Here is a 12,592-nt window from a genome sequence, read left to right as displayed (position 1 = left end):
TGCCGGTAAATTAAATACGGATGACTTGACCATCTTTCAGGATGTGTATTTTTCTGTTTTGAATTGCTGCCACTTCGCGACTGATCATCGCAGCATAACGGGGTTTCATGTGATAAAGATAAATTTCCGGTTTTGCATTTTTCAACTTTTCCAGTTCGCAAGCGAGTGTCAGGGGTGTGAGGTGCCCTGTTTTGTCAGCGATGCCCTGCATACTGCCGGGTAAAGACGTTTCCACAAATATCGCCTTCAGCCCCTTCATGGCCCTGGCGGCTTTCCAGGCATTCTCAGTAGGCCCTGTATCGCCCAGAAAAAGAACTGACTTGCCTTGCGACTCGATCATGAATCCCATGGTTTCCACGGTATGATGAACGCCGATCGCCCGCACCTGGATATCACCCAATACTTTTTTTCTGCCCGGCGTTAAAATCTCGAACTTGATCAGCGGCGCTTTGGCGCTGGGAATTTTGGAAAAATCAGGCCAGATAACATTGTTGAACAAATGACGATGAATATTTTCAATGATTCCCCTGCTGCTGCAGACAATCAAAGGCCTTTCCCGCTTCGCATAATACAGATTATCCACCAGAAACATGATGTCGCGCACATGATCCAGATGGGCGTGCGTTACAAATATGTAATCGATGCGGAGTTGTTCTTCGAGTGTCAATACCTGAGTGATCGTCCCGGCATCAACCAGGATATTATTTTCAAGCAGAAAACTTGTCGTATTGTGATCAGGCAGTTGCGCCCCGTGACAACCCAATACCCGTATTTTCATGCAAAGCCCCCCGCTGTCCATGATACTGGAATAAATTTGGAATAATCGTTAATTGGCCTATCATACCTTGGATATGCAGGCAATGATTTTATGATACCTGCCGGATATCGCATGAAAGCGCTTTGCACAGGTGGGCATCGCCATCATCTCAAAATCATGTTGAATTTAGTATCGAATCATGGTCAAATCCCGACAGCAGACTAAAAGTTGGAAAGGAGATCCTTCTTATGCCGAATGTCAGCGCAGAAATAACCAATTACCAGTATGAGTTCCGGGACATGAACGGAGAAAATGCTGCTTTTCTGTATTTATTTGACGCGCGAAACAGGCTTTTATGCATGGCCGCTTTTGTGGAAAGAACCGGCCCCCTGCCCGCCCCCAGACAAAGCATCAGCGGCACCGTTTTTCTGAGTTTCCACCGTTCGGATCTCTCTTCCGTCACGGACATGCTGCGAAATGAAAAACCCGTGATGTTCAACTGGTCGGCTGAAAATCGATCAGCGCAAATCACCACCGGCAAAGAACCGGTCGGCGAAGAGGAAGGCCGGCACATCGCATCCATCTTTTCCCGGAAAAAACCGGCGGCCCGTAAAAGAACGAAGGCCGCGGTAAAGAAAAAAGCGAAAAAATAACCGGCGCAAGTCCGATTAGCTGATGGAAGCGGCAAACATGACATCAATAACTTCCGCCTGTGCTCACGCAAAAGAACTTGCACACCGGTCATTTTCAAACAGGAGGCTTTAATGGTAAACGAATTCGGGGAAAAGAAAAAGCCGCGCTGGCTTATGTGGTTTGCGGGATTCATAACGGCCCTGATCCTGATGGGTGTTCTCTATGTCTGGCTGACTCTCACCTGGAGTTTTTCCGAAGGTGAACGGGTCGGTTATATTCAGAAGTTGTCCAAGAGCGGTTGGGTCTGCAAAACATGGGAGGGGGAAATGGCCATGGTCACGATGCCCGGCGCCATTCCCGATAAATTCCTGTTCAGCATTCGCGATGCTCAGGTTGCGGATCGCGTAAACAAGCTAGCCGGCAAACGCGTCGCCCTCATTTATGAACAGCACAAAGGCGTCCCCACCAGCTGCTTTGCCGATACGGAATATTTCATTGTTGATGTCCGGGCGGTGCCATAATAATATATTTCCGTCATTGAACAGTTAATGAGGTTGAAAATGCGCATCATCGATCTATCCGCCGCCATTGCAACAAGCCCCGCCGGCACTCCGGAATATTCCCGAAGCGAGATCAAATATCAAACCCATGCCGACGGTGCGGCTCAAGCCGCCTTGTTGAATGTTCCCGCTCATCTTTTTCGTCATTCCGAAGGATGGGCCACGGAATGCATCACCCGCCTGGAAACCCATGGAACAACTCACGTGGACGCTCCCTGGCATTACAACAGCCTGATTGAAGGAACCAGGGCGCAGACCATCGACGAACTTCCCCTCGAATGGTTTTTCGGCAGCGGTGTGAAGCTGGATTTTCACACCAAAGAAGACGGCGATGCCGTCACGATTGAAGATATCGAAAGGGAACTGAAGCGTATTTCCTATGCGTTAAAACCTTACGATATTGTCCTGATCTACACCGGCCGGGATGTTTATTATCATTCGCCCGATTATTTTTTTAAAGGCTGCGGCGTCACGGCCGAGGCCACCCGCTGGCTTTACGATGCCGGCATCCGGATGATGGGAATTGATGCCTGGGGCTGGGACATGCCGCTTCATCTGCAGGCCGAAAAAGCCATGGCCGAAAACAGAGAAGGCAGCTTCTGGTCGGCGCATCAGATCGGTGTTCCCTATTCTCACATGGAGCGCCTCGTCAATCTTGCAGCGCTCCCGCCCACGGGTTTTCAGATCGCCTGTTTTCCGCTGAAAATTCAGGGAGCAAGCGCCGCACCGGCCAGGGTCGTAGCCATTTTACCGGAATAAAGGCATCGCGCAAGACGTCTTTGCAGCACCATATCGCTGATCTTTTTTCTCCTGCGGTATCATAATATCCCTTTGTACAGGGCAAAGCCGGGGTGATCATTCCATCAAAGAAAAGGGAGAGAATCAAGGTTCTCTCCCTTTTTTCAAAACTAATCCTTAACGGCGGCACGGTCTATTCGTTCATCGCGTATTCGCCATTCAACGCATACACATATTTTGTCCAGACCCGGTTATACTGGGCATCGTCGCCCTGCGCTTTGATCAGCATGATCTCTTTGCAATAGGCGCGCTGCTCGTCTTTGGTGTTGTGCATGCCGTAAATCTGTAAAGCAAACCGGGAGAAGTCGCGCACCATGAAATCAAAGATCTGATTGACAATGTCTGCTTCCACATTATCAAATTTGGCCTGCTCCAGAATCAGCTGGCCATAGACCACGATGGAAAACATCTCGCCCAGCGGCAGAGAAAACAGCGGATCCATATCCTGAACCTTGTCAGGTCCGGCTTTCTCCAGCAATTCCTTGAACAAATTAATCTGTTTGATGAAGATAGCCACGTTCGGCAGTTCTTTATTGGCTTCAAAGACCGGCTTGTAGTCGTGGAACACCACCTTGCCAAGACCTTTGGTCGGCCCCTGATTGAACAGGAAAAGATCGTCCTTGGCGGAAAAATCAGGCGCGACCGGCTTGTATTCCGCGGGACTGAAAAAATAGTTCTTCATGAACTTGCGGATAAGCTGAACATTAACATGGACCGTGCCTTCCAGTTTGGACGGGCCGCGGACATCGGATGCGGCCAGTGAAAAATAGGTGTCTTTTTCAAAACCCTTGGCGGCAATGACTTCCCAGAGCAGATTGACCACTTCTTCGGCTTGCAGGGTGACCTTCATCTTGCTGGTGGGATTATAAAGCAGATAACGGCGATCATCGGCGCTGGCATTGCGGAAGTAGTCGGTTGCACGACGCTGATAAAGCTTCATCCCCACGATCCTGAGCCAGGCATCAATGAAATTTTTCCGGACATGCGGCATATCGGTAACAGGAAAACCGTAAAGAACGCGGTTGGCCGCGTGCGTAATGGCCTCATAAAAACAATGCTGGGTGATCCCGATGGAACCCGGTCCGATGTTGAACTTGCCGATATTCACGGTGTTGAGCGATGAATCCCAGGCATGTGATCCCCGTGAAAGAATATCATCTGCGGTAATCGGATAATCGTGAAGGGCAAAATTGGAAACATACTGTTGATGGGAAACCACGTTCTTTTTAAGTTCATAGGCTTTGTGATGAAAATTGGTGACAAAGAAGGTGTAGTCGTCCGTACCATCCTTGATTTTACCCAGCGTGGAAACCATTTCCGCCTCATTGCCATTGCCAATATAATATTTTTCGCCGTTGGCCACCCATGTGCCGTCCGGTTTCGGGGTCAGCGTGGTTTCGGTGGAATAAATATCCGCGCCATGCGTCCGTTCGGACAAACCAAAAGCGAAAATCGCTCCTTTTTTGAGCAGTTCGGCAGCCTTTTGCTTGGCCTTTTCATTGGGGCTCATCCAGATGGGACCCAGTCCCAGAATGGTCACCTGGAAGCAGTACCAGTAGCCCAGACCGTAAAAGGCCAGCAGTTCGGAAAATTCACTGTTGCGCGCCGTGTCCCAGCGGCAGTCCGGATCGCCGCCGCCATACTGGCTGGGCGTAAGCAGTTTGGCAAAGATCTGCTCTTGGGCAATAAAATCGACAAACTCCCGATACCAGACCTTCTTATTGAAATCTTCCGTAATTTTTGTTTTGCCCATCTTCTCAAAGAAGGCGATTGTTTTGTCCATAATGGCTTTCGAGCCTGCATCGGACATCAGAGTTTGGTACTTTTTCGGCTGCAACAGATAATTCATTTTTTGCTCCTTTCAGGTAAATACAATTATTTTCATATGGTCATGAAACAATATCCTGTCATTTCCGGAATGCAATTTACGCTTTTTTTCAAAAAAGAACCAGCGCGAAAACCAAAGGCGGCATAAAAATTTTATTCTGGCATAAAAAAAGACGAGGACCATCGGCCCTCGTCTTCCAAGTGCGCTTATTTTTTAAAAATATTACGACAGGGGCTTCGTCCCAACGCTCTTCGGGACATCCTCCGCATCCTGAGCCGTCGCCTGCACCAGATCGTTGACTATGGGCAGATCATTGATCCGCCGGACGGCCTCTCCGGCGGTCATGTGAATTATTAAATTGCAAAATCTCCCGGACGCAGCGTCCCGAAAACAAAGCTTTCCAGCGTCAGGGAATCCGTGAGCCCCAGCATCCTGTTTTTCTCTTTTCCTTCAAGGAAGATCAGATACGTGGGGGTTCCGGGAACATTAAATTTATTCTTAAAACTTTCCGTGAATTCTTCAGCCAGCAAACCGACCTTGAGCCACAAGCTATGCGTCACGGCAATATCTTTCATCAGATTCATCTGGCTTAGAAAATCATCGCTCCTTCGCATACATAACAGCAGGACGGGTTTTTTGACTAAAAGCACCTCATCTTCAAAATTATCAGGCCTGATCAGATGAATTAAATTATTCATAATTTAACCTCATGGCAGCCAAACGATAAAAATCATCCAATGTTGTTGCCCTGCAGGGAAGCGGTTCTTTCTCTTTCCATATCCGCGCCGACCCTTTTAGCCGCCCGCCACCAGATGACGGCCGCCGCCACGCCAAAGAGCGAAGCAACGTAAAGACCATAGACGATTCCCTGATATCCTCCCCCGAACACATCGGAAAGTTTACCGACCAAGGCGGGGCCGAAAGCGCCGCCGAACAGCATCATGCAAAAGTAAGCTGCGCCGGACGCTAATCCCTTTTGTTCGGGGCGAACCACATCCTGCGTCGAAGCCATAACCGCCGGATTGGGCATGCCGCTTGTTATTCCATAAACAACCAGCATCACGAAGGAAAAAATCATCATGGACTTGTTGTTGATGTCATGAACAGTCAGGAAAGCAAACCAGAGAGCTGCGGAAGCTGCAAAGATCCCGACCGCCGCCAGTTTCATGCGACCGCCCGTGCTTTTTGACTGCCACTTATCCGCAAACAACCCGCCCAGGATAGGACCGATCAGCGTCAGGATGGACAGGGCGCCGGCCACCAGACCGGCTTTAGCCTCGTTGATGCCGTAAGCCCTCATCAATAAAGAAGGAAGCCAGGTCAGATAGGAAAAAACGACGACGGCATAGAAGCCATAACCTACATAAATCAACCGCAAAGACCGGTTGGCAAATAATGATTTGACGTTTTGAGCAAAAGAAGGGGTTGCGGCGGCACCCGGATCTTTTTTAATGGAATAATCCTGCATGAAAAAGGCTAAAGCCCCTAGGATGATCCCCGGAATAGCAAAAACATAAAAAGCCGTTCTCCAGCCGCCGAAATGGACGGAAACATAACCGCCGGCCACCATGCCGACCAGGATTCCCACGGTAATAAACGTATTGAATATCCCGATTTTTGCCGCTCTTTTTTCCGGAGGATAAGAGGCCGCGATCAGCGCGGTGCCGCCTGCTCCAAATCCCGATTCGCCAAGGCCTACCCCTAAGCGGGCGGAAAGCAGTTGACCAAAACTGTTGCTGAGGCCGGTAAACAGGGTGAAGCCGCTCCAGGCAAAGGCCATCAGTCCGATCATTTTTTTACGGCTCCATTTATCAATCCAATGTGAGACAGGAACAACAAATAATAACACGCCGAGATAAAACATCGTGTTGGCCAGGCCGGCCTGAAAATCGGTCAGCCCCAGATCGACTTTCATCGGCTGCAAAACAGCCGCCATAATCTGCCTGTCCATATAGTTGACCATAAACAGCAAAGAACAAATCACCATGACATAGGTTGCTTTGGGCCCCCCCACTTGAAAATCCGGGGTTTTCTGATCTTTCATTCACGTACCTCCTTTTAATTTTTTAATGGAAGCCCATTGCGGATAACATGCCAGATGACGACACACAGGGTAATAATAAATATTATAAATAATGTCAGTTGGTTATGTGATAGATAGGACGGGCGGAGCGCTCGCACAATTGTGCAATGTCACATATTGCGCACCACACATTGAGGCACTGCACAACAGACTCAGCTATTTGGATCGATATGAAACTGGGCAAGTTTGCGGTACAGAGTCCGCCGGTTGATCCCCAGAAGATGCGCGGCTTTTGTCTTATTCCAGCGAACTTTGGCAAGCGCATCAATAATCTCCTGGGCTTCGGTGACCGGCTGCGTGCGGTTGCCGGAACCAGCGGATATACCGGGCTTGCGGAGGTCGCGAAACTCTGCCGGCAGATCTTCAAGCGTAATCACCCGCCCGTGGCAGATGATAAAGGCGTGTTCAATGACATGTTCCAATTCGCGGACATTGCCCGGCCATGGGTAATTCATGAATATATTAAGCACTTCTTTGGACACGCCCTCAATGCTCCGGTTAAACCGTTCGTTAAAAACACGACATAAATAGTCAATAAAAAGAGGAATGTCTTCCAGCCGGTCCCGAAGCGGCGGCAAGGCAACCTCCACAACCTTGAGACGGTAATAGAGATCCTCCCGGAACTCTCCCAACCGGACTTTTTCCTTAAGGTTCTTATTTGTGCAGGTAATCACCCGGACATCCACCTTCTGAGGCTCCGAGTCTCCTACCCGCTCGAATGTCTTGTCCTGAAGGACCCTGAGCAGCTTCAACTGGATAATGGGCGAAATGTCGCCGATCTCATCGAGCAGGAGCGTGCCGCCGTCCGCCGCCTGAAAGCGCCCCTGCTTGTCCTTGATTGCCCCGGTAAACGCCCCCTTGACATGCCCGAAGAGCTCAGACTCCAGCAGGCTCTCGGTCAGGGCGGAGCAGTTCACGGCAATGAAAGGTTTGAAGGCCCGCTGACCGCTGTAATGAAGCGCCCGGGCGACAAGCTCCTTGCCTGTGCCGCTTTCCCCCGTAATCAGAACCGTCGTTTCGAGATTGGCAAGATCCTCCAGCAACCGGTAAACATCCTGCATCTTTTTGCTCCGGCCGATGATATTCTGAAATTGATGACGCTCACGCAACTCTCTTTCCAGGTCCCGAAGCAGCGTGATGTCCCGGATCACCAGGACAGCCCCCAGATACTGGCCGCCCGCATCCCGAAGCGGCGCGCTGGTTACACTGACCAGCTGTTGCTGACGCTGCTGATGACCGCATTCGATATGGTACTCTTTGATCGTCGATTTCTTTTCCAGGGTCTGCCTGATCACATCTCTGCAGGATTGACTGCACAGGGTCAGACATTCTGAAAGGGGCCTGCCGACCATCCCGCGGGACGAAAGTCCGCAAATCGATTCCGTGGACTGATTGGCTTCGATGACGGATAAATTCATATCCACGGTAATGATCGCTTCTTTAACGCTGCCGAAAATAGCCTCCAAGCGGCTGCGGTGTTCGGCCAGTTCCTTTTCCACTTTTTTGCGTTCCGTAATATCCCGGCTGACCGATCGGAACCCGACAATGTCGCCTTGCGCATTGCGGATGGGCGATCCGGAGTCCTCAACCACTCTGCGGACGCCGTCTTCGCGGATTATTTCATAACTGAAACGACAGGGCATCCCCGTCTGGAAAACCCTGGCGTAGGCGTCAGAGGCGATTTGCCGGTTGACGGAATCCGTCCAGGATTTGTAGTTCAGCCCGATGGTCTGCTCTTTGGGGATACCCCAGATTTTGGACGCGGCATTATTGGAATAGGTAATATTTCCTTTTAAATCAATTTCTGAAATGGGATCTTCAACCTCATCCAGCAGCGTTTCATACTTGATCAGAAACTGCCTGAGCTGTGCCTCACGTTCCTGCGATTGCATGAAAAGCTCACGATAATCCATCGGGTTTTCTTCACAGGATTCCGGGGTGGAAGTTTCCGAAGTTTTTTTTGCGCTCGCTTGGTCGGGAGCAATGAGATCTTTGGGGTTGATACGATGATGCTTCATGGCAACTGATACATCCCTGATAAGGTTGTCCTTTCCTTTCACACACGGCTTTTGATCGAAGCCTTGCACGGCCCGAAATGCGGATAACCATCACTGGTCACGAGCCCGCCTCGATAATATTGCAACGGATGCCTGTTTGGCGATCTGCAGACACCCACGCCAGCATACGCGGGGAAAATTCATGACCTACTTCTTTAATTTAGTAAAGGAAATTTTTCGGTCATCATCCACACGTTTTGAAGCTGTCCGGCGTGGCATCCGGGTGAAAAGATCCAGGAAACGATCCGAAGCAGGAAGCAACGGAAATTTGCGCAAAAAAATGGGAGACTCTCTTGTTTAAGATAGAGTCTCCCATTTTACATGCCATGTTACGGAATTAACCCCAACGGCTAATTCAATCCATCCTTACTCAGCGACGCTCTTCCCCTTGCAGCGATCCAGATTCTGATCCATGAAAGGAAGAACTTTTTCCGCCGGAATATCCCAGGACGGCCCGCACAACGAACTGTTTTTCACCCAGTAATAAGGCGGCATATTCATCGACTGCTTCTGCTTGGCCGGCTCCACGAATTCACAGACACGGAATCCCTGAACGGCTTTGTGATCGCAGGCGCGCATCTTGGACACCCGTCCGCTCACGAATTGGTAAGAGTCTCCTTCAAAGACCGGGATGATCTTTTCCGCGTCACTGCTGCCGGCGCGTTCCACGACGCTCAGGAACCAGTACATTTGCTGCGTCCAGAAACCGTATGTTCCCCAGGGATACTCAAAAGTAGCGCTGTTGAAAGGCGCCACCGTGAATTTTTTCCACTCATTTCTCCAGACCGTGTAGTATTTCTTCATGCCCGGATTTTTAAACGCCGGACCGGCCATTTCAAAGTGTTTAATGTTCATCAGGCCTTTGCTTCCTTCAATGCCGACTTCTCCGAGCATGTTCGGCTCGTCCAGGAAGATGTTGGCAAAGGGAATGTTAATTCCCATTTGACGGGACTGTTTGAGCAGGTTGGCCGCATCGGGAGACCAGTCAGCGGTCCAGATGACTTCGGCGCCGGAGGATTTGATTTTTGTCAGGTAGGGAGCAAAATCCGTCAGGAAAAGTTTATGATAGTCTTCACCCACAATCTGCGCTTCCGGATAGTATTCTTTCAATCCTTTCTTAAAGCCTTCGGCCATGCCGCGGCCAAAAGAATAATCCTGACACAGAATGTAAAATTTCTTTTCTTTCTTGCGGATCTGACCATAGAAATAAGCCATGCCGCGTCCCACTGCTTCGGTCGAATCGGACGTCATGAAGGCATAGCGGGAGAAATTGGTTGCATCCTGAAGGTCATCCGACAAAGCCCCTATGTTCAGGGAGATGACTTTGTACTTGGTGGCCACTTCATTGGCAATCTTCATGATGTTGCTGCCCGACGTTCCCACCAGAACATGAACCTTTTCCTGCAAAACCATTCTTTCGCAGATCTTCTTGGCGATATCCGGCTTGGATTGGGAATCAGCCTTGAACAGAGCGATCTTTTTCTTTTTGCCGTCCACCATGATGCCGCCGCGCTTATTAATGTCGTAAGCAACAAAAGTGGCGCACAGCCAGGCCATCTGACCGTTGAGCGCACCGGGACCCGAATGAGGCCATACAATCGCCATCCGGAAAGTGTCGCCCTCCGGATTCACCCAGTTGGCGGGATCCCAGCCATTCATGTTGCCCATCTTACTTGCATCGAAAGCTGCTTTCGCCGCAGGAGCTGCCTGTGACTTGGCGGTCTTGGCCTTTGATGTTTTCTGGTCTTTTGCGGCGAGGGCGCACGACGGCGTGGAAATCGACCAGACGCCAAGTAAGAGAACACTCATCAAAACCATAAAAATAATCTTGCCTGTCCTTTTCATTTTTATTTACCTTTCTTTCTATAAAGTTTTTACATATGGAGCACACCGGCATCGACATTTCATATCTTCTTGTATCAGCAGCCTGCACCGACGCCATCCTGCTCCCCTGACGGCTTAAGACAACAACGGTAATCCCTCCATGGATCATCCTTTACTGTTTTTCATTAAATTGGCGATCATCAACTCCATGGCCAGTTCCCTTCCGGCGGACATGGCCGGCGCAAAACATCTGATGAAATCAATCTCTTCATCCGTCGGGTGCGGACTTTCCTTCAAGTCATCGGCTACTTTCAGATCCCAGGGCACCTCTTTTTTTATCTCTTCCACAGTGACCCGGGGATGAATCTGCGCCAGATACATCTCTTTCGTCACGGGATCAAACCGGAAAACACCCTTCGTGCTGAGAAGCATCGTCGGCCCCGAGCCGATGGGGAAGAGGCCCGATTGGTCACGGCTGTCTCCTCCATCCAGATAACCCGGCGACGTGAAGTAATCCAGTTTTTCCACAAAGTTACCCCCCAGCATCGTGAGGACGGTGCGCTTGGCATAAGAAAGAAAATCGGCAGCCCCTCCTGATCCCGGCAGCCTCATGGTCGGTTTGTAATAGTCACCGATCGCTGTCGTGTTCAGATTGCCATACTTGTCGACCTGCCCGACACCCAGGAAACAAACATCAACATATCCCCGGTAGGTCATGGTAAAGGCGGAAAACAAATCCGTGGCATAAGAAAAGCCCCGGCAGGAATGGGCGTCGGCAATGTGATTGAGCGGCAGAAGCGGTTCAAAATCTATGATGCCGGATTCCATCATCAGGGTCGCGTGCGGGGCATACAGCGCCTTGGCCAGGGCGCCTGCCGTCGTGGGCAGCCCGACGCCCAGAATGACGTTTTCATAATCATGAATTTCCTTGGCGACCGCAATCACGAGCAGTTCCTGCAGCGTATATGGTTTACTCATAGAGTTTTCCCCTTTCCTTCAACGTCTGTTCAAATTCCGCGAGGGTCATCCCGATGGCCCGTTCCCGCCCTTCCTCGTCCCAGCGGGTCGTGAAAGCCGATCCGTAATTGGCCGGCGCCGAGTAGTACGGTTTGCAACGGATGCCGTTGAGGTTTTTACTGCCGAATTTCTGGACGTAATGATCGATATAGGCGGCTCGGTTCTCGCAGCCGTAAACCCATTCGTCCATCCAGGCTTTCAATCCGTCCGCCGTCCCGTCCATCAGCATAAACAAACCGTACATGAACTGGTCGATGTTATAGTATCCCAGAACTTCCGTGGGATTCGCCCCCCAGGGCACTTCGCATACCGCATCCACGCGATAGGCGGGAATAATCGTCAGATGAGGACTTGACCGAATCACGTCATGTTCCACGATTTCCTCACAGGAAACCACAATCCGTTTGCTCGCCAGGGCGGCCGCGGCAACACTGCCCAAAGCGCCCCAGTACTGGGCATTGCCGAACTTGTCCGCCCGCTGCACATGAACAATGCAGACATCCGGATTGGCCGCCGGCACGGTCAACTTGTCCTTTCCCGTGTAGGGACATTTGATGATCCGGAATTTATCCTCCCCCATGAAGCTGCGTTTGCGGAAAATATCAGTGACGATGGCGCCTTCCAGCACCTGGATATAGGAAAAACCGTGCATGCCGGCCATGAGCCGCGCATTGTATTGAAAGTTGGTATAGTCTTCTACCTGGAGGGTTCCCGCATTCATCGCCCGCTCTACGGCCGACCCGCCCTTCTTGCCTCCCGCTCTGAGCACGTAAGTGCTGACCAGTTTATCCACGCATCCTGCACCGACCAGCACTTCCACGTCAAAAATACCGGATTGCGAATAGATCGTGAGTCCTTTGCGCCCCTGGCGGACAACCTCATAAACGAGTTCGGCGCAACTGCCGACGGTATAGTTCCCGATCACCAATTCATCGCCGTCATGAACAAATTTGCTGATTGCTTCACGGGCGCTCATCACCTTGCTGTTTTCAACAGTCATGCCTGCCTCCTCTTATTAAAATGCTCCCCGGCATA

At 50.6% G+C, this 12,592-nt stretch carries 11 protein-coding genes; 3 read left to right on the top strand and 8 right to left on the bottom strand.

Features of this window, described 5'->3' with window-relative positions:
* Positions 1 to 10 precede the first annotated feature (10 nt).
* Positions 11 to 799, bottom strand: a complete 789-nt coding sequence (locus CVU71_15850) for a hypothetical protein (GenBank protein PKN17540.1) — start codon at positions 797 to 799, stop codon at positions 11 to 13.
* A 206-nt stretch (positions 800 to 1,005) separates the two neighbouring features.
* On the opposite strand from CVU71_15850, the gene CVU71_15845 reads away from it, so the two are divergent.
* The 3 genes from CVU71_15845 to CVU71_15835 all read left to right on the top strand — a co-directional run bounded on the left by CVU71_15845 (position 1,006) and on the right by CVU71_15835 (position 2,709).
* Positions 1,006 to 1,410: a hypothetical protein gene (locus tag CVU71_15845; protein PKN17539.1), complete on the top strand. Its 405-nt coding sequence runs from the start codon at positions 1,006 to 1,008 to the stop codon at positions 1,408 to 1,410.
* 153 nt (positions 1,411 to 1,563) lie between these two features.
* On the top strand, positions 1,564 to 1,911 hold the full coding sequence (locus tag CVU71_15840; GenBank protein ID PKN17598.1) for a hypothetical protein: 348 nt from the start codon (positions 1,564 to 1,566) through the stop codon (positions 1,909 to 1,911).
* A gap of 39 nt (positions 1,912 to 1,950) precedes the next feature.
* Positions 1,951 to 2,709, top strand: a complete 759-nt coding sequence (locus CVU71_15835; GenBank protein PKN17538.1) for a cyclase — start codon at positions 1,951 to 1,953, stop codon at positions 2,707 to 2,709.
* 172 nt (positions 2,710 to 2,881) lie between these two features.
* Here the strand turns inward: CVU71_15835 and CVU71_15830 are convergent, their stop codons facing one another.
* The 7 genes from CVU71_15830 to CVU71_15800 all read right to left on the bottom strand — a co-directional run bounded on the left by CVU71_15830 (position 2,882) and on the right by CVU71_15800 (position 12,557).
* Entirely contained in the window at positions 2,882 to 4,597 is a 1,716-nt protein-coding gene (locus CVU71_15830) for an acyl-CoA dehydrogenase (GenBank protein PKN17537.1), read from the bottom strand.
* Positions 4,598 to 4,929: 332 nt separating this feature from the next.
* Entirely contained in the window at positions 4,930 to 5,274 is a 345-nt protein-coding gene (locus tag CVU71_15825; protein ID PKN17536.1) for a hypothetical protein, read from the bottom strand.
* 32 nt (positions 5,275 to 5,306) lie between these two features.
* On the bottom strand, positions 5,307 to 6,620 hold the full coding sequence (locus tag CVU71_15820) for a hypothetical protein (protein ID PKN17535.1): 1,314 nt from the start codon (positions 6,618 to 6,620) through the stop codon (positions 5,307 to 5,309).
* A gap of 191 nt (positions 6,621 to 6,811) precedes the next feature.
* Positions 6,812 to 8,677, bottom strand: a complete 1,866-nt coding sequence (locus CVU71_15815) for a DNA-binding protein (GenBank protein ID PKN17534.1) — start codon at positions 8,675 to 8,677, stop codon at positions 6,812 to 6,814.
* A gap of 405 nt (positions 8,678 to 9,082) precedes the next feature.
* Positions 9,083 to 10,561 (bottom strand): branched-chain amino acid ABC transporter substrate-binding protein, encoded by a 1,479-nt coding sequence (locus tag CVU71_15810; protein ID PKN17533.1) that lies wholly within the window; start codon positions 10,559 to 10,561, stop codon positions 9,083 to 9,085.
* A gap of 144 nt (positions 10,562 to 10,705) precedes the next feature.
* Complete coding sequence (locus CVU71_15805; protein ID PKN17532.1) at positions 10,706 to 11,518, bottom strand: glutaconate CoA-transferase; 813 nt, start codon at positions 11,516 to 11,518, stop codon at positions 10,706 to 10,708.
* A complete protein-coding gene (locus tag CVU71_15800; protein PKN17531.1) occupies positions 11,511 to 12,557 on the bottom strand; it encodes a hypothetical protein in 1,047 nt (348 codons plus the stop codon). The genes CVU71_15805 and CVU71_15800 overlap by 8 nt, the downstream gene beginning before the upstream one ends.
* Positions 12,558 to 12,592: the final 35 nt, after the last annotated feature.

This window comes from Deltaproteobacteria bacterium HGW-Deltaproteobacteria-6 (assembly GCA_002840435.1).
Classification (GTDB): Bacteria; Desulfobacterota; Syntrophia; order Syntrophales; family Smithellaceae; genus UBA8904.
This window is presented reverse-complemented; position numbering and strand designations above follow the sequence as displayed.